The sequence below is a fragment of the Pseudarthrobacter sp. C4D7 genome (genome assembly GCF_013359725.1).
Classification (GTDB): Bacteria; Actinomycetota; Actinomycetes; order Actinomycetales; family Micrococcaceae; genus Arthrobacter.
This window is the reverse complement of record NZ_JABFMW010000038.1, coordinates 18429-35984: the sequence shown is the minus strand read 5'-3', so window position 1 is coordinate 35984 and position 17556 is coordinate 18429. Positions and strand designations below refer to the sequence as shown.

18 protein-coding genes are annotated in these 17556 nt (G+C 66.7%); 5 read left to right on the top strand and 13 right to left on the bottom strand.

All coding sequences use genetic code 11. The features are described 5' to 3' along the window. Window positions 1–465 precede the first annotated feature (465 nt). The 3 genes from rpsN to rpmB are packed head-to-tail and all read right to left on the bottom strand — an operon-like array spanning window position 466 to window position 1177. Window positions 466–771: a 30S ribosomal protein S14 gene (gene rpsN / locus HNO81_RS18410; RefSeq protein ID WP_015938870.1), complete on the bottom strand. Its 306-nt coding sequence runs from the start codon at window positions 769–771 to the stop codon at window positions 466–468. 2 nt (window positions 772–773) lie between these two features. Continuing rightward, the gene (rpmG, locus tag HNO81_RS18405; RefSeq protein ID WP_013602737.1) at window positions 774–941 is read right to left on the bottom strand and encodes a 50S ribosomal protein L33; all 168 of its coding nucleotides are present in this window, start codon (window positions 939–941) and stop codon (window positions 774–776) included. Next, a complete protein-coding gene (rpmB, locus tag HNO81_RS18400; RefSeq protein WP_018763944.1) occupies window positions 941–1177 on the bottom strand; it encodes a 50S ribosomal protein L28 in 237 nt (78 codons plus the stop codon). The genes rpmG and rpmB overlap by 1 nt, the downstream gene beginning before the upstream one ends. Window positions 1178–1491: 314 nt before the next feature. Between rpmB and HNO81_RS18395 the strand changes: the two genes are divergently transcribed. The 3 genes from HNO81_RS18395 to HNO81_RS18385 are packed head-to-tail and all read left to right on the top strand — an operon-like array spanning window position 1492 to window position 4296. Beyond that, on the top strand, window positions 1492–2958 hold the full coding sequence (locus HNO81_RS18395; RefSeq protein ID WP_175319545.1) for a ferric reductase-like transmembrane domain-containing protein: 1467 nt from the start codon (window positions 1492–1494) through the stop codon (window positions 2956–2958). Beyond that, window positions 2955–3476 carry an FMN-binding protein gene (locus tag HNO81_RS18390; protein WP_175319544.1) on the top strand — a complete coding sequence of 174 codons (522 nt, stop codon included), beginning with the start codon at window positions 2955–2957 and terminating at the stop codon, window positions 3474–3476. The genes HNO81_RS18395 and HNO81_RS18390 overlap by 4 nt, the downstream gene beginning before the upstream one ends. Continuing rightward, entirely contained in the window at window positions 3460–4296 is an 837-nt protein-coding gene (locus HNO81_RS18385; protein WP_254703568.1) for an FAD:protein FMN transferase, read from the top strand. The genes HNO81_RS18390 and HNO81_RS18385 overlap by 17 nt, the downstream gene beginning before the upstream one ends. On the opposite strand, the gene HNO81_RS18380 is transcribed toward HNO81_RS18385, so the two are convergent. Then, window positions 4293–5054: an SGNH/GDSL hydrolase family protein gene (locus HNO81_RS18380; protein ID WP_175319543.1), complete on the bottom strand. Its 762-nt coding sequence runs from the start codon at window positions 5052–5054 to the stop codon at window positions 4293–4295. The genes HNO81_RS18385 and HNO81_RS18380 overlap by 4 nt on opposite strands. 56 nt (window positions 5055–5110) lie before the next feature. Then, complete coding sequence (locus HNO81_RS18375; protein ID WP_175319542.1) at window positions 5111–5596, bottom strand: MarR family winged helix-turn-helix transcriptional regulator; 486 nt, start codon at window positions 5594–5596, stop codon at window positions 5111–5113. Window positions 5597–5655: 59 nt separating this feature from the next. On the opposite strand from HNO81_RS18375, the gene HNO81_RS18370 reads away from it, so the two are divergent. After that, a complete protein-coding gene (locus tag HNO81_RS18370; RefSeq protein WP_175319541.1) occupies window positions 5656–5961 on the top strand; it encodes a YciI family protein in 306 nt (101 codons plus the stop codon). On the opposite strand, the gene HNO81_RS18365 is transcribed toward HNO81_RS18370, so the two are convergent. The 6 genes from HNO81_RS18365 to HNO81_RS18340 form a co-directional block, all read right to left on the bottom strand. Beyond that, window positions 5958–6821, bottom strand: coding sequence for an SGNH/GDSL hydrolase family protein (locus HNO81_RS18365; RefSeq protein WP_175319540.1), 864 nt, complete (start codon window positions 6819–6821; stop codon window positions 5958–5960). The two genes, HNO81_RS18370 and HNO81_RS18365, sit on opposite strands and share 4 nt — an antisense overlap. A 209-nt stretch (window positions 6822–7030) precedes the next feature. Next, a complete protein-coding gene (locus HNO81_RS18360; RefSeq protein ID WP_175319539.1) occupies window positions 7031–8077 on the bottom strand; it encodes a siderophore-interacting protein in 1047 nt (348 codons plus the stop codon). Beyond that, window positions 8074–8889 (bottom strand): ABC transporter ATP-binding protein, encoded by an 816-nt coding sequence (locus HNO81_RS18355; protein ID WP_254703567.1) that lies wholly within the window; start codon window positions 8887–8889, stop codon window positions 8074–8076. Before HNO81_RS18355 ends, HNO81_RS18360 begins: the two co-directional genes overlap by 4 nt. Before the next feature lies 1 nt (window position 8890). After that, the gene (locus HNO81_RS18350; protein WP_371818308.1) at window positions 8891–9919 is read right to left on the bottom strand and encodes a FecCD family ABC transporter permease; all 1029 of its coding nucleotides are present in this window, start codon (window positions 9917–9919) and stop codon (window positions 8891–8893) included. A gap of 53 nt (window positions 9920–9972) precedes the next feature. After that, on the bottom strand, window positions 9973–11055 hold the full coding sequence (locus tag HNO81_RS18345) for an iron ABC transporter permease (RefSeq protein WP_175319536.1): 1083 nt from the start codon (window positions 11053–11055) through the stop codon (window positions 9973–9975). Window positions 11056–11065: 10 nt separating this feature from the next. Then, window positions 11066–12151 (bottom strand): iron-siderophore ABC transporter substrate-binding protein, encoded by a 1086-nt coding sequence (locus HNO81_RS18340; protein WP_175319535.1) that lies wholly within the window; start codon window positions 12149–12151, stop codon window positions 11066–11068. 356 nt (window positions 12152–12507) lie between these two features. Here HNO81_RS18340 and HNO81_RS18335 point away from each other — a divergent pair, with 356 nt between their 5' ends. Continuing rightward, window positions 12508–13002, top strand: coding sequence for an FBP domain-containing protein (locus tag HNO81_RS18335; RefSeq protein WP_175319534.1), 495 nt, complete (start codon window positions 12508–12510; stop codon window positions 13000–13002). Between the two features lie 66 nt (window positions 13003–13068). Here the strand turns inward: HNO81_RS18335 and HNO81_RS18330 are convergent, their stop codons facing one another. After that, entirely contained in the window at window positions 13069–13731 is a 663-nt protein-coding gene (locus HNO81_RS18330; protein WP_175319533.1) for a hypothetical protein, read from the bottom strand. 183 nt (window positions 13732–13914) lie between these two features. Then, window positions 13915–17376 carry an ATP-binding protein gene (locus HNO81_RS18325; protein WP_175319532.1) on the bottom strand — a complete coding sequence of 1154 codons (3462 nt, stop codon included), beginning with the start codon at window positions 17374–17376 and terminating at the stop codon, window positions 13915–13917. Window positions 17377–17556: the final 180 nt, after the last annotated feature.

The window sequence follows — 17556 nt, the reverse complement described above, 5'->3', positions numbered from 1 at the left end:
CCAAACCAACGTTCAGGATCGCTCCGGAGCAACTTTTCAAACTTACCCGATCCCACAACCCGAGTCAAATCCATCTTTCAGGACCAACATCAAATAGAGGACCGCCCCACACCGATTTCCAGCGCCCTAAAGAGCAACCAGATAATGGCTTCGAATTTTGGGGTTTTGGCCACCCGGTGAACAGTTCTTCACTGTCTCCCCCGCGGCGACTTAGAAAACAATACACGCACACAACCCCCACCGCAAACCGGCCCTTCAGAGGCCCGAGATCCCCGGTATTCCGCGGCGAAACCCGGGGTGGATCGCCTGCGCAACCCGCCATCGTCGCAATCCTGCAGGTGTGTGCTGCCGCACAGGTGTTCCCGGCAGCCGCAGCCGCTGAACAAGCACTGGGTTAAACGCAGAAGGGCCAGCAACCAAACGGTTGCCGGCCCTTCTCAAGCAGCTGGAATCAGCGGTGCTGGATTACCAGGAAGACTTGGTGATGCCCGGGAGCTCACCGCGGTGAGCCATGTCGCGGAAGCGAACACGGGAGATGCCGAACTTCTGGAAGGTGCCACGGGGGCGGCCGTCGATGATGTCGCGGTTGCGCAGACGGATCGGGGACGCGTTGCGGGGCAGCTTCTGCAGGCCCAGGCGGGCTGCTTCGCGTGCTTCGTCGGTTGCGTTTTCGTCAACCAGGGTCTTCTTCAGTTCGAGGCGCTTGGCAGCGTAACGCTCAACGATGACCTTGCGCTGCTCGTTGCGAGCAATCTTGGACTTCTTAGCCATGTTTAGCGCTCCTCTCGGAATTCGACGTGCTGGCGGATCTTGGGGTCGTACTTCTTCAGGACCATGCGGTCCGGGTCGTTACGACGGTTCTTGCGGGTTACGTAGGTGTAACCCGTGCCCGCAGTCGACTTGAGCTTGATGATCGGACGTACGTCCTTGTCCTTAGCCACTAGAGCTTCACCCCACGAGCCAGAATGTCGGCGACGACTGCGTCGATGCCGCGCACGTCGATGGTCTTGATGCCACGTGCAGAGACCTGCAGCGTGACGTTACGGCGCAGGGACGGAACCCAGTAGCGCTTCTTCTGAATGTTCGGATCGAACCGGCGCTTGTTGCGGCGGTGCGAGTGCGAAATGCTGTGCCCAAAGCCCGGCTCGGCTCCGGTCACTTGGCAGTGTGCTGCCATGACTTCTCCTCAAGAATTGAAAGTAATGATCCGCATATCTGCTGCTGGACCATGCTGCCAAGTGCGACCCACAGAATGTACGGGCAACGGTTAGTTACGCAACTTGAGCCCCTAACTACCGGCCACCCTGGAGAAAATTACCGGGCAACCGGAGCAATTGCGCACGCTCCGCGCACTTAGCGCCTACCAAGTCTACGAGTTGACGCAATTAAAGACCAATCGGGTGTATAAGGGCATGCCCCTGTCGAAGGGTCACAGCCGCCGCTGGCCTCTTTTCACAGCAGGGACATAGCTTCCCCGCCCATGTTTGATACATGAACACGCAGCTCCTGCCGGCATCACCGGCCGCAAGCAGCTCCGGCCGCCCGGAGCTCTCACCACCGAAGATACCCGCCCGCGGCTGGTTCACCCGCCAGTACCGCCAGCGCATGCTGCGGACGGACCTCCTGACCGTCATTGCCTGGGCGTCCGTGGCCGCCGCCATCGCCTTGTGGCTGGCCGACGGCGGGGCCACCACCATCACCTCACCGGCCGCATTGTTTACGGCGGCGGGGATCGTGGCCGGACTGGCGGGCATGGACCTGGTCCTGCTGATGCTGCTCCTGGCCGCGCGGATCCCGTTTATCGACCGCACCATCGGCCACGACCGAGCCCTCGAATTCCACGGCAAGCTGGGCAAGCCCTCCCTCTACCTCCTCCTGGCGCATGGCCTGCTGCTTGCCGTCGGCTACGGTATGGCCGAAGGCCTGGATCCCGTCAGCGAATCCATCAACCTCTGGGTCCAGGTGCCGGATATGTGGCTGGCGTTCGTTTCCATGGCCCTGTTCATCGCCGTCGTGGTGACCTCCCTGGTGGCCGTCCGCCGGCGCTTCCCGTACGAGTTCTGGTACGTGGTCCACTTGCTGACCTACGCGGCGGTTGCAACATCGATCCCCCACCAGTTCAGTGTGGGCGGCCTCTTTGCGGCCGGGACCTGGCAGCGGTGGTACTGGCTTGCCATCTGTATCTACACCGGTTCGGCCGTCGTGTACTTCCGCATCCTTGAGCCTGTGCTGGCCACGGTTCGCCACCAACTGACGGTGGCCCGTGTGGAAGCCGTGGCGCCCGGCGTGGTGAATATCGTCATGCGGGGCCGGAAGCTGGACCAGCTGGCAGGAACGGGCGGACGCTTCTTCATCTGGCGCTTCCTGGCTCCGGGCATGTGGTGGCATCCCCACCCATTCAGCCTGTCAGCGGAGCCGGTGGTCAACGGCCAGGACGGCCAGGGGACGCTGCGGGTCACGGTGCGGAACCTTGGCACCGGTTCGGCCCAGCTGCTCCGGCTGCGGAAAGGCACCAAGGTGGCCCTTGAGGGTCCCTACGGATTACTCAGCACGGCAGCCCGGACCAAGAACAAGGTAGTGATGATCGGCGCCGGGATTGGCATCACTCCCTTGCGCGCGCTGCTGGAGACCACCCCGTTCACCCCCGGCGAGGCCACGGTCCTGCTCCGCGGCCACACCGAGAAGGAGCTTTACCTGCGCAACGAAATCCTGGACCTCTGCCAGGCGCGCGGGGTCCGCCTCTTCCACCTCACCGGGCCGCGAAGCCGTGGCCGGTCCACCTGGCTCCCCGAGGAATCGGTGCGCAACGGCTACAGCCTTAACTCCTATGTGCCGGACATCAAGGATGCGGACGTCTATGTCTGCGGCCCGGCGGCGTGGGCGGCCAACGTCATTGCGGACGCCGGACAAGCCGGCGTCCGCCAGGAACAGATCCACCACGAAAGGTTTGACTGGTGAAAATACGCGGAACAGTCGCAGCGGCCCTGGCCTCGGCCGGGATCCTCCTGGCCGGCTGGCAGACAGGCACCCAGGCGGGCGGCATCAGCACCGTGGCCTCAAATACGACGGCGGCAGGCGCCCCCGGCGCCACCGGCACGGGAACATCCGGGTCAGCCGGGTCGGCAGGTTCCTCCAGCTCGTCGGGCACCACTGGTTCTTCCGGTTCCGCAGGCTCCGGACCCTCCAGTTCGTCCAATGCCTCCGGCACTTACAAGGGAACCACCGTCCAGACCCGGTTTGGTCCTGTGCAGGTCCAGATCACGGTGGCGAACGGGAAGATCACCGACGTCACGGCGCTGCAGCTGACCAACACGGACGGCAAGTCCATCCAGATCAGCAACCGCGCGGCGCCCCTGCTCAAGAGCAAGGTCCTGGCGGCGCAGTCTGCCAATGTCCAGACCGTCAGCGGCGCCACCATTACCAGCGACGCCTACCTCACCTCACTCCAGGCAGCCATCGATGCAGCTAACCTCTAGTCCCCTGCCGGCATCCACCGGCCCGGCCCTCAAGGCCCGCACCTTCGAATGCATGGGAACGGTCATCGGCCTGACGCTGCCCGTCGGCGACCCCGCGGAAGGGCAGCCGGGGCCCGATGAGCTCACCGCCGCCACCGCCGTCGTCGAGCGCTTGTTCCGGGACTTGGACGAAACCTTCAGCCTGTACCGCCCCGGGTCGGAAGCCAGCAGGCTGGCGCGCGGTGAAATGACGCTGCCCCATGCGTCGGTGCAGATGCGCGAAGCCTATGCCGAGGCGCATGAGTGGCGCCTGCTCACGGAGGGGGCGTTCACCCCCGAGAGGCCGGATGGGGTGCTGGATCTGTCCGGGATCATCAAGGGCCATGCCATCCGCGAGGCCGGGGTGTCGCTCCTGGCCCTGGGCCGGCGCGACTGGTGCCTGAACGCCGGCGGCGACGTCCTGGTCAGCGGCTCGCCGCGCCCGGGCAGCACCGAGCCGTGGAAAGCAGGCGTGGTGGATCCCGCGGACCGCCGAACCCTCATCACCGGCTTTGCGCTCGGCGGCACCAACCGGCACCACGCCATCGCCACCTCCGGCTCCGCTGAACGCGGCGAACACATCTGGTGGGTGGGAAGCGGCGCCCGGGACGCAGGGTTTGTCCAGGTCACCGTTGCCGCCGCCGACATCGTCACCGCCGACGTCCTGGCCACCGCGATCGTTGCCGGCGGGACCCGGATGCTGGACCGCGCCGCGGAGGAGTGGGATGTTGCCGTCCTAGCCATCGACGCCGACGGCTCCATGCTGGCGACTCCGGCGTTCCAGCCGGTGCGGGGTGCCTAGATCCGGGTGAGCTGCGGGTACTTGGCGGTTAGGTTGTCCCCCGAGGACTTGCCGGTGACCCGGCGGACCACCCACGGCGCTGCGTATTCGCGGAACCACTGGGCGTTGGCCCGGAGGGCGTCGGCACCGCTAAGCTCCGGCACCGGCGTCATGGGCGGCACGTCAATGGAGTGGTCGTGTTTAAGGACCTCAAGCACCCGCTTTGCCATGTTCGCGTGGCCCGCGGCTGACATGTGCATCCGGTCGTGGGCCCACATGGCCCAGTCGTAGTACTCGCTGAAACGCCAGTAATCCACCAGCAGGGCGCCGTGGTCCCCGGCGATTCCGCGGACCAGTTCGTTGTAGATGGCGGTGCGGCCGCGCATGGTGCCGAAGACCTTCGACCCCCGGGCGTCGAATCCGGTAAACATCACAACGGTGGCACCGGTGGCAGCGAGCTTCCCCACGGCGTCGTTGTACTCCACCAGCAGGTCATCGATATCCACGCGCGGGCGGAGGATGTCATTGGCGCCGGCATAGACGCTCACCAGGGTGGGCTTGAGTTCGACGGCGGCATCAACCTGTTCGGCCAGGATCTGGCGGAGCTTGCGCCCGCGGATGGCAAGGTTGGCGTAACCGAAGCCCGGGTCGGCGGCGCAGAGCTGTTCAGCCACGCGGTCCGCCCACCCGCGGACACCGTTGGGACGCGCGGGGTCGTCATCACCCACCCCTTCAGTGAAAGAGTCGCCGAGTGCCACGAACCGCGAAGTGAAATCCATCCGGTTAGTTTGCCATCCGTTGCCGGGAGCAACCAATCCTGCGGGATGGCCCGGGGTCAGGCCGGCTTCTCCCGAAGGATCCAATGGTCGGAGTCCAGGCGTCCCACCACTTTCTCGCCAATCCGGGCAAGGTCCAGCACGTCTTGTTCGGTCAGGGCGTCGAGGAACAGGTCGCGGACGTCTTCAACGTGGGCGGGGGCCAATCCCTCAATGGTGGCCATCCCTTCCTCGGTGAGGTGGGCGGTGGTCACACGGGCATCATGGGGATGCGGACGGCGTTCCACCCAGCCGCGCTTCTGCAGCTTGGTCACCACGTGCGAGAGGCGGGAGAGGGAGGCGCTGCTGCGGGCAGCGAGTTCACTCATGGGCAGGAAGCGGTCCTCGGCTTCGGAGAGCATGGCCAGAACCGTGTAGTCGAAGAGGGACAGCTTCCCCGCAGCATGCAGCCTGGTGTCCAGGGCGGCGGGGAGCAGCGTATTGACGCTTACCAGTGCCAGCCAGGCGCGGCGTTCGTCAGCGTTGAGCCAGCGGGGTTCGGTCATGGAGCCTATTCTACGATTGATCCTTCAAGTAGCTTGGAAAGCGCCGGTAGGCTTGCACCATGTATGTTGTCTCCCTCACCTACCGCGTGCCCCAGGAGATCGTCGACTTCCATAACGACGCCCACATCGCCTGGTTGCAGAAAGCGTTCGACGACGGCGTGTTCATCGCCGCGGGACGCAAAATTCCGCGGACCGGCGGGTTATTGCTGTCCCAGGCTGAACGGGAAACCCTGGACGCGAGCCTGGCCCAGGACCCGTTCTACACGAACGGCGTTGCCGACTTCGAGGTTATGGAGTTCCACGCCGGCCGGGTGGCCCCGGGGTACGAAATCCTCCTGGATATCCCTCCCCGGCCCGCGTCCTAAGGCGCGCTGCCTCCGGAGGGTTCGCCGCCGCCGTCGGACGTCTCCGCGGCGAGTTTCCTTAACCCGCCTTTTCGCGGGACCTTGACCGGCCGGGGCCAGCGCGGGGTGAGGGTATCCCCCAGCGTGACGCCACGGAGCTTGCGGCCAAAGAGGGGCAGGACCCAGTCGTGGACCCAGCGCCGCTGGCGCCGCTCCCACTCGCGCAGGCTGGGCGGAGCGGGTGGTTCCCAGTCCCTGGGCTTGATCTTGTGCGGAACGCCAAGGTGGTCCAGCACCTGCCCGGCAAGGTATTTGTGCCCGGCCTTGGACATGTGGAGCCGGTCCAAGTCCCACATCCGGCGATCATGGAAGGCGTCCAGGCACCAGTAGTCCACCAGCACGGCCCCGTATCTATCCGCGATGTCCCGGACCCGCTGGTTGTAGTAGGTGTTGCGCTTCTTCAGGGGCTCAAGCAGCGCGGAGACCTTGACGTCGAAGCCGGTGAAGAGGACCACCGTGGCCCCGGTGCCTGCCAGCGCCGCCACCAGCTGCTCGTAGTCCGCCATGAGAGCGGCCATGTCGGTCTTCAGGTCCAGGATGTCGTTGCCGCCGGCGTAGAGGGTAACGAGGGTAGGGCGCATCTTCAGCGCCGGTTCCAGCTGCTCGTCAACGATGTGCCGCAGCCGCTTGCTCCTGATGGCCAGGTTGGCGTACTTCCACCCGGGCTGCGCTTTGGCCAGTTTCTCGGCCACCCTGTCGGCCCAGCCCCGCACCCCGTTGGGCAGCCGCTCATCCCGGTCCCCCACGCCCTCGGTAAAAGAGTCGCCAAGGGCCACAAAAACCCGCCGCCCGGAGTCAGGAAGCAAGGGATCAGAGGGCACCACGCCACCATAGAACGAAGAAAAAGAGCGCAGGGAAACCAAAGGTGAAGCGAAGGTGACGTACGCAGCAAGCCGGAGCCGGCGGCTTGCGTAGGAGCGCATCACCGACTGGAGCGCAGTGAAGGCCGCCCGCGGCCGTAATGGAGCGGAAGGAGGTGTCTAAGCGACGGCAAGCCGGCGGTTGCGGTGTAGCCAGCAACCCAAAAGGCCTAGCCTTCGGCTTTGCCCTGCCGCCAGTACCCCATGAACGCCACCTGTTTCCGGTCGATCCCCACGTCGCGGACCAGGTAGCGCCGCAGTTCCTTGATGACGCCCGCTTCGCCCGCGATCCAGGCGTAGAAGGGCAGGGCTCCGGCAGGCAGGTGCGGGTTCCTGGAGCCGCTGATGACGGAGGATTCAAGGCGCCCGGGCGTCTCCCACAGGATGTCCACGTCCACGTTGACGTCATCGGGCTCCGGTCCGGCGCCGCCGTCGTCCGCTGTGATGCCCACCCAGCCGGGCAGGGGGACGGCTTTGCGCACGGCTTCCTGCAGCAGCTGCCCGTGCGGCCGGGACCGCCCGATGGCGGCGCCGCGGGCCAGCCAGGTGATCTCGATGTCCGCCGGGGAGCTGAGTTCCAGGAAGTCACCCGCCTCCGGAACTTCCAGGAAAGCGTGGCCGCTCATGTACGGCGGAAGGGTTTCGAGGATGGCCGAGATGGCAGGGACCGCGGTTTCGTCACCGGCGAGGAGGACACGCTGTGCCATGCCGGGGCGCCACTCGATGCCGGAGTAGGTTTCAGCCGTGATGCAGTGCGCGGCGCGGCTGTTCGGGCCGATGATGGTGAGCGGGTCGCCGGGCTTGGCCCTGGCTGCCCAGTCCGCGGCCGGCCCGGCGTGCCCACGTTCGTCGGCGTGCATCACGAAGTCAACGTCGATCTCGGGGTACACCGCATCCAGCCTGGCCTCCCGGACCGTATAGGTGCGCATCGAGCCGCGGACGTGGGGGTCCATGGCCAGCCAGTTCCGGTACCAGTCCCCCTGCCCCGTGTCGAAGACGGGCAGCGGCAGGGGCGACCCGTCCGGAGCCTGCGACGGAATCACGAGCTTCACCCGCAGGTCCAGCGTGTGGCCATGGACGCCGAAGTCACGCAGCGCATAGCCGCCGAAGGTGATCCTGCGGAAGGTAGGGCTGAGCTGCTGGACAGCGGAAACCGTCACCGGGAACGACAGGCTCATCGGTTGGGTGGCCGGCTGGGCGGCGTCGCGGGTCCTCATGAAACGGTCTCCAGTTCGTTGGTGGCGGCGTGGTGGCGGCCGATGGGAATGATCAGCGGGGTGCCGGATACGGGGTCCGGGATGACGCGGCTCTCCAAGCCAAAGACGTCCCTGACCAGGTCCTCCGTCACCACCTCCGCCGGTGGTCCTTCGGCCGCCACGGCGGCTTCCTTCATGGCGATGACGTGGTCCGCATAGCGGGCGGCGAGGTTCAGGTCATGCAGGACGATGGCGACCGTGGTGCCGCGCGTGCGGTTCAGGTCCGTCACCAGGTCCAGGACCTCCACCTGGTGCGCCAGGTCCAGGTACGTGGTGGGTTCGTCCAGCAGCAGGACGTCGGTTTCCTGCGCCAGTGCCATGGCAATCCATACCCTCTGGCGCTGGCCGCCGGACAGTTCATCGACGTCCCGCCCGGCGAGCTCCAGCGTTCCGGTGGCTTCCAGCGCGCGCTGGACGGCGGCGTCGTCATCCGCACTCCAGGTGCGGAAGAAGCCCTGGTGGGGATGCCGTCCCCGCCCGGCGAGGTCGCGGACGGTGATGCCGTCCGGGGAGCTGGGGTGCTGGGGAAGCAGGCCCAGGGTGCGGGCCAGTTCCCGTGCGGGACGGGAATGGATGTCCTTGCCGTCCAGGGTGACAGCGCCGCCGGCGGGCTTCAGGAGCCGGGACAGCCCCCGCAACAGGGTCGATTTTCCGCAGGCGTTGGCGCCCACGATCATGGTCACCCTGCCTTCGGGGATCCGGACGCTGAGCCCGTCCACCACGCGGCGCTGGCCATAGGCGAGCGTCAGGTCCGTGGCCTGGAGAACTGCCATGTCAGGCATCCTTTCGGTTGGCTGTGACCAGGAGCCACAGCAGGAACGGGGCGCCGAGCGCGCCGGTGACCACGCCCACCGGCAGGACGGTGCCGTCCAGCAGCAGGGGCGCCAGGTTGGCAGCGAAGTAGTCGGCCGCCAGGACAATCAGGGCGCCCACCATGGCCGACGCCGGCAGGCTGGCTTTGCCAGTGAAGCGGCGGGCGATGGGCCCGGCCAGGAAGGCGACGAACGAGACCGGCCCGGCTGCCGCCGTCGCCACTGCTGCCAACGACACCGCGACGATTACCAGTGCCAGGCGAACGTTGTTCACCCGGACGCCCAGGCCAGCGGCCGCATCATCTCCGAGTTCCAGGATGCGCAGGGGCCCGGCGATGAGCGCCGCTGCGGGAACCAGCACCGCGAGCGCGGGGAACAGGATGCCGGCGCGGTCCCAGGTGGCGGAGTTCAGGGATCCGTTCAGCCAGACCAGGACGTCGGCGGCTGTGCGGATGTCGGCCCGGGTCATCAGGAAGCTGACCACGGCCTGGAGGGCGGCGGCAATCCCCACGCCAGCCAGGACCAGCCGGTTTCCTGCGGCGTTTCCCCTGCCGGTTCCGCCGGCGCCGCGGGAGATCGCATAGATCAGGGCCGCCACGGCGAGGGCACCGGCCAGCGCCGCCCCGGACACCGCGGCACCGGATGCGCCAAAAACGACGATCGCAACAACCGCCGCCGCGCTGGCGCCGGAGCTGATGCCAATGACGTCGGGGCTGGCCAGCGGGTTGCGCAGCATGGTCTGGAACAGTGCTCCGGCCACGCCAAACGCGATCCCGATCATGGTGCCGATGACGGCGCGGGGAAGTTTGTTCTCCATCACGATGAAACTGGCGCCGGGGATCTTCGCGCCACCGGTGAGGTGGTTGGCCACGATGGTGAAGAAATCCGGGACAGTCACCGTGTAGCTGCCCAGCAGGACAGAGGCGAAGAACAGGATCACGACGGCGGCCGCCAGCACCGCGGTCCGGTTCAGCCCCCGTTGCCCTACCACTTGTGGTCCCTTAGGACCGGTTTTAGCAGCCGTATCTGATAGCGCAACGCCGGTCACAGCCCTGCCCCCTTCCCGCGGCGGATGAGCCACACGAACACGGGGGCGCCGATCAGGGCGGTCATGATGCCCGCAGGCACTTCCCCGGGAAGCAACACCACCCGGCCAATGGTGTCCGCGCCCAGCAGCAGCGCCGGGGCGGCGACCAGGGAAAACGGCAGGATCCAGCGGTAGTCCGGGCCGGTAAGGAAACGGACAGCGTGCGGGACAACCAGGCCGACGAAGCCGATGGGCCCCGCCAGCGCGGTGGCCGTGCCGCACAGCAGGACCACCCCCAGGGCCACCACGGCGCGGGACAGGCCCACCCGCTGGCCCAGCCCGCGGGCCATGTCGTCCCCCAGGGCAAGGCCATTGAGGGTCCGTCCGGACAGCAGCACGATCAGCGCACCGGCCGCCAGGAACGGCAGGCCCGGCAGGAGCACCGACCAGTCACGGCCGGCAATGCCGCCCACCTGCCAGAAGCGGAACCGGTCAAGGGTGTCCTGGCTGGACACCAGGATCACGTTCATCAGCGAGGACAGTCCGGCACTCAACGCCGCTCCCGCCAGCGCGAGCTTCACCGGCGTTGCACCGTCCCTGCCCAGCGAGGCGATGAGGTACACCAGCACGGCGGCTGCAGTGGCCCCGGCGAACGCGAACCAGATGTAGCCGGAGAAGGTAACGGCGCCGAAGACGTAAATGCCGGCGACCACCGCCAGCGCAGCTCCGGCGTTGACTCCGATGATGCCCGGATCAGCCAGCGGATTGCGGGCAACACCCTGCATCGCTGCGCCGGCCAGCCCCAGCGCACCGCCTGCCAGCAGGCCCAGGACGGTCCGTGGGATGCGGGCGAGCACCACAGCGTGGTCGCCGTCAGCGGGATCGAACGCGGTGAGGGCCCGCCACACCGTGTTGAGGGGAACGTCGCGGGCACCCACCGCCAGCGATGCGCCGGCCACCAGGAGCAGTACGACGACGGCGGCCAGCAGCCAGGCGGAACGCTTCCTTCCCGAGGCATCACCACGGAGGGGGCCACGGCTTGCCTTTGCCGGTACCCGGGTGCCGTTGTTCGCCGCCTGAAGCGCCGTCGTCGTACTCATGGAGGTGGGCCTACTTCACTGCATTCGCTGCCGTGGCCAGCTGCGGGAGGAACGCGTCCAGGGACCACGGCAGGCTCAGCGGCGAGGAGGCCGAGATGGACAGGGTCAAGGTGTTGTCCGAATCGGCCACCAAGGCACCATTTTTGATGGCCGGGATCTGGCCGAGCAGCGGATCCGCCTTGATCGCGTCCGCGGTGGACGCATTGGGAACCCACGTGACAAAGATGTCCGACTGCAGTTCATTGGCCTTTTCCGCGGACCACGGAAGGTAGAACTCCTTGGACCCCTTGGAGTTGTCCGCCACCACCGGGGCCAGGGTCATGCCAATTTCGCTGAGGAAGCGGGGGCGGTTGTCGTTGGCGGTGTAGACGTTCACGCCGTCGCCCTTGGCGGGTTCCAGGTTGCCGTAGATGAAGCTCTTGCCCTGGATCTGCGGGTACTGGGCCACCTTGTCCTTCACCGTCGCTTCGGTGTCGGCAACCAGCTTGGCGGCCTCGGCGTCCTTGCCCAGCGCTTTGCCGATGATAGTGGTGGCATCCTGCCAGGAGGTTCCGTAGGCCACGTCCGGGTGGGCCACCACGGGGGCGATTTCGCTGAGTTTCCTGTAGTCCTCCTCCGTGAGTCCCGAATAGGCGGCGAGGATGACGTCCGGGCTGAGCTTGGCGATCTCGGTGAAGTTGATGCCGTCCGCTTCCGAGTACTGGGCGGGAGCCTTGGCCGAGCCGAAGCCCGCGCCCAGCTTTTCGAGCGCGGCGTCCTTCCACGGGGTGGATCCCTGGTCATTGCCGCCCCACTCGTTCTTTGGGACGCCCACGGGGACCACCCCGAGGGCGATGGCGACGTCGTCGTTCACCCAGGACACGGTGGCAACGCGGGTGGGCTGCTTCTCGATGGTGGTGCTGCCGTAGACGTGCTCGATGGTGACCGGGAACGCCGCGTTGTTGGAGCTGCCTGCCTCTGCGACTGGGGTTGAGGGCCCCGTGCTGCACGCGGACAGCGAAAGGGCTGCTGCGGCCAGCACCGCGGCAGCCTTGCCGGCTGAGGAGAAAAGCGTCCGGCGGGTGGACCCGGGGCCGGAGAAGAGGGGGGATGTCACGGTGCTCCTTGGATCAGGCTGATGAAAACTTAAGTAAGGCTAACCTATGTAAATATCCATTACGAAACACTTTTGTCACCTAATAGACAAAGGTGACGAAGGCCACACTCCATCCACGGTCCGTGGACAGTGGGGGACGCCATTTGGCAGGATGGCCTTGTTGGTCCGGCCTGAGAGACACCGGACGGCTGAAATGGAAAAGGACAATGGGAACGATGAGCACGCAGAAGGCCTGCTGGGCCGCCACTGCCGTGGAGAGCGGGGTGGCCGCTTTGGCCTGCACCGCGGAGACTGACTGACTCCCCCGTTATCCCTGGCCCTCCTTTGGGCTGCCCACCTTTCGCGAAAGTTCAGCCATGCAATCAGTCACGTCCCAGCAAATCCGTTCATCCTTCGTCAACGCCAGCCGCTCGGAAGCTGCAAAGCTGACGCTGCCCAAAAACTTCGACTCCCTCGACTGGGACAGCCTGGAGTTCCTGGGATGGCGGGACGACAAAATGCCGCTGCGCGGTTACCTCGTGCTCCCGGGGCAAAAGGGCCTCACCGGGATCATGCTCCGCGCACCCGAAGGAGGGGCCAAAAAGAACCGGTCCGTCCTGTGCGAGCTCTGCCGGGATGTGCTGTCCAAGGACGACGTCCTGTTGTGGGTCGCCAAGCGGGCAGGCCAGTCCGGGCGGAACGGCAATACCGTCGGCACCCTGATCTGCGCCGACTTCGTGTGTTGCGGCAACGTCCGCAGGGAACCGCCCGTCAATGAGATCAACCCCGACCCCGCTGCCGTGGTGGAACGCCAGATCAAAGGCCTGCAGGACCGCGCGGCACAGTTCCTCGCACGCGTGCAGGCGAAGTAGAACGCCAGGCCAAAGCGGCCGGGACGCCCCGTCCACCTCCGCGCACGGGGCGTCCCGGCCTACCGGTCAGCGGTAAGAGAAGCTCATCAGCACCGCCTTCAGCGTCTGGCCTTCGGCGCCCCAGTACCAGGCCTTCGCCGCGTCATCGTTGGCGAACGGCTGCGCGTCGAACAGGACGTCCGCGCTCAAGACCCGGTCGCCAAGCAGTACCGGACCTTCCTGCACCTGTCCGTCCGGGGAAACAGGCAATCCAGCCGTGAGTTCCATCCGGTATCTTGCGGCGCCTTCACTGCGGTCTACAAAGAACGACGCATGCGGCGTGGGAACAGAATGGTCCCGGAGGCCCAGGACAGGGTCTGTCTCGATGACGGTCCGGGTGGCGGAGCCGGCCACGACATCGGCGATTTGGCCGTAGTAGATGTTGATGCGGCTGTTTCCTTCGGCATCGTGAACCGTGGCCGTTCCCACGTACGGAGTCTTCGACGGCTCGAAGAGCTCCACCGTCCAGTCCGCCGGATGGCTGAAGGACAGCCGGCGGTCGGGGAAGGCGAACGTCACGGCAGGAGCGGGCTGCGGCGACGACGGACCGGCCGTCGCCGCACCCGTCGCCAGAGTTGCTGGCTGGGCGGAAGTGGTGGTGCCACGAACGTCGGCAGCACAGCCGGCCAGGCAAAGCGCCGCTGCCGCGGCTGCTGCAGGGAAGAAGGTGACGCGCTGCGGGCGGCGCATGGAAATGCCTTTCAAGAGGACGCCATTGTTCTCTTTGGAACAGCGCGGACCCAGCATCCCGCAGTACCTCTGGGATTTATTCAGGCGAGGTGTTGTTGGTCATCCCAGAGTGGCACAACGAAAACACCGGCCACCATCGCCAGGTCAATAATTCCACCTATTTGTTATATCGCCCGGCTTTTCTCAGCGCAGGACAATGTCCACCGGGTTCGCCTCCGACCGCCAGGCGCCTTCGTCACCTTCACGGGGGCGGATCACCGGCGCCGTGAGGACGCCGGAGCGGTTGGTGCGCTTGTCCCGCAGGATCTCGGTCACGGATCCCAGGTGCCGGGACAGGTCGATCACGTTCTCCGGAGCCGCGAGCAGCAATTGGAAGCCGAACTCGTGCAGCGCCTTGATGCCGGCGCCCGCGAACTCCTCCGAGGCGAGCACAAAAGCCTCATCCATCATCACGGTCCCGTAGGTGGTGAAGCCCTGCTCGGCGATGCCCAGCTGGTAGCTCAGGGCAGCGGCCATGATGAACGCGGTGAACCGCTGCCGCTCGCCACCGGACATGGAGCCGGTATCGGCGTGCATGAACACTTCGGTTTTTTTGCCGCCCCGCGGGCCGGTGACTTCCCGGTGCTCCTTGCACTGGATGAACAGGTGCCCGCGGACGTCCAGCACCTCGGCACGCCAGCGCCGGTCCTCGGGTGCCTGGGAACCGAGCCGCTTTACCAGCGACTCCAGGGACTTGTAGCGGGCGGTGAGCTCGCCGTCGTCGTCCCCCTCGGCGCCGGAACCCTCCGCCCGGCCGGCCTCCGCTTTGGCCGGGCGGGTGTGCCGGGCCTTGAGGGCGTTCTGTATGGCGTCCTTGAACTGCTTCGCGGTGGGCGGAAGCGTCTGCTTGATGTCCAGTTCCAGGAAACTGCCCTCGTGGAAGTTCACCTGCGAGAGGATGCCGTTCAGGGGCAGGATGCGGCTCGTGATGGAGCGGCGCTCCTCGTCCAGCAGGTGCAGCAGGGTGCTGAAGGATTCGTGCGTGCGCTGGTTGAAGAACTGGCGGAATTCCGCCTCCTGCGCGGGCAGGCCGTCGTTGACGATCGCGTGGTAGCGCGCCTCGAACTCGCTGGCGGCGCCGATGCTGGTGCCGTGGTCGGCCGAGATGGCGCTGCCCCATTCGCGGACAAAGCCTTCGAAGATGCGGGTCAGCCGTTCGGCCGTGGCCTGTCCCCGTGACTCCGCGGTGTGCAGTTCGCCCAGCAGTGCGGTCCGTACCCGGTTGGCCAGATTGTCCAGCTCGTGCATTTCCGTGATGTCGCCGAAGTCGGCGAAATAGGGTTCAAGGGCGTTGACGGTGGCGTCCGACGGCGGCGCCTCGGCCAGGCGGTGGCGCGCGGCTTCCAGCAGGGTGTCGGCAGCCGTCAACTGGCGGTCAAGTGCCTTGTATTCGCTTTGCAGCACCGCCGCGGACTCGGTGCTGGACTGGTGCTTGTGCCGGACTTCCTCGATGCTGGCGCGGAGCGGCTCCAGGTCCGCCTGGGCCGCAAGGGCGTCCTTGAGCCGCTGTTCGATCCGCGCCAGCTCATCGGCGGCCACCGCGGCAGACACCTGTTCCCAGGGGCGGTCGTCCTCGGCGATCCGGCGCAGGGCGTCAAGCTGCCGGCTCATGCCCTGGTGCGAGTCCTCGCGGCTCTGGGCCAGTTCGGCAGCCTTCGCCACCTCCTGCCGGAGGTCCTCCACCTGCCCGGCCACGAGCTCCAGCTTGGCCGCATTGTCGAAGCCCAGGACGTAATCCTGGCGGCTGGTGAACCGGTCGTCCTTCTCCACCGTGTGCCGGTTGCGCTTGACCACGCCGCCCAGGCTGAGGCCCTTGTCCAGGGACGCGAGTTCGTCAGGGTCTTCCACGCAGGGGTATGCGAAGTCGAGGGCGATCCGCTCGCGGACCCATTCCCCCGCCTCAGCAGCCGCACCCGAAGCGAGGATGTCCAGCTTGCTGAGCAGGTCGCCGACGCGCGCGTCCTCCACGGCGAGCGCGCCGCCGGCCAGCGGCTTGGAGACATCCACGGCCCGCAGCGCGCCGCGGACGTTGTGGTCGTTGAGGTAGCGGGTCACGGCGCCGAAGTGCTCGCCGGGGACCAGCAGGGTGGTGGCTAGGTTGCGGAGTGCGCGTTCGGCAGCAGGGCGCCACCGCTCCTCCCCCTCGGCGAGGTCCATGAGCTCACCGGCGAAGGGCATCCGGTCCTCGGGGATGCCTGTTGCGGCCGCAATGGCGGCGCGGTTTTCGATGCTCGACGGCGGCAGCAGGGATTTGCGCGTCTTCAGGGAAACGAGTTCCTGCTCAGCCGCGGCCAGCTCGCGTTTACGGGCAGCGTGCGCGTCGAACGCCTCGAACCTGAGCTCCTGCAGGGCCTGCGAGTCATCCTTCAGCTCGGCCGATCGGGCCGCCGCCTGCTCGTGCGCCTGTTCCCAGCCGGCGGCACTCCACTCAAGCTGCAGGCCGGCGTCGGCCAGTGCGTGCTGGGCCGCCTCCTCCACCTGCTGGCGGAGTTTCAGGCCAACCCGGGCGTTTTCCAGCGACTGCTCAATCGCGGAGATCGCGTTGCCGCCCTGGTTGTTGTAGTCGGCCTCCAGCTCCCGCAATTCCTTGGCCAGGCCGTCGCGGACCGCACGCTCGGCGCCGAGTTCCTTGGCCTTGGCCTGCGCCAGCTCACGGAAACGGACCAGCGTCTTCTCGTGGACCGTTACTGACAGCTGCTGCTTGTACGCCTCGAATTCACCGCCCACCAGCTCCCGGAGCCGGTTCGCGTCCAGCAGCGACTGCGCGTATTCGCGGTTCAGCCCAGGGACAGGGGCCAACTGGTCGCGCTGCTGCCGGACATCTTCCAGCCGCTGGCGGATGGACATCAGGTTGCTGAACTCCTCCACCACGTCGTCCGCGGCGGCCAGCGTTGCCGGCGCGTCCAGGACCTGGTCGCGGAAGAAGGTGTTGACGCTGCCGCCAAGGCCCTTGCCTGCCTGGATCACACGCAGCAGGGGCAGCGCCTGGTCCGAGCTGATCCCCAGCAGCCGCCGGAACCGCTCCGCGAAGGCCTTGTGCACGTCGAAGACCTGGGCGTGCGGGAAGAGCGCCTCCAGGGCGCCCTTGGTGAAGCGCTTGTCCGCGATGCCCTCTACCGCTTCAAGGTCCAGGGGCACGTTGTCGATCAGGTAGAACCGGCCCACGCTGGACTCGGTGCCGTTCTTGGGCAGGTCGAACAGTGCCGAGACCGTCACCCGTGTGCCGGCGGCGTTGTCGAACGTCAGCGCGACGGCGGACCAGGTGGCACCCGGGCGCTGGAAGGCACTCGCCGAGCCCTCGCCCACGGCCTTGTCCCCCACCTTGCCGCGCATGTACGTGAACGTGGTCCGCTTGTCCTCCACGGCACCCGAACGCTGCGCAGCGGCCTCATTGGACCTCGGCCGGGCATCGAACACCCGCAGCATCGCGTCGAACAACGTGGACTTGCCCACGCCGGAGTTGCCCGTCAGCAGGGTGCCGTTCCGGTCCACGTGCATCGTGTGCGCCCCATGGAACGTTCCCCAGTTGACCACCTGCACCAACGCCAGCCGCATCTGCCCCGGGTTGGTCACGTCCCCCAGCGGAAGCATGCTCGCGATCGTCACTTGGCTTCTCCTTCAGGTTCTGCTGCTGGCTCGCCTACCGCGGCACCACCGGACACATGCTTTGCGTGCTCGCTCGTTCCTCGCTTAGACGCACGCTGCCGCATGTCCCCGGTGTCACCGCTTGTGTACGGAACCCGCGCGCTCAAGGGAGACGACGCCGATGCCGCCCCGGGAGTGGCA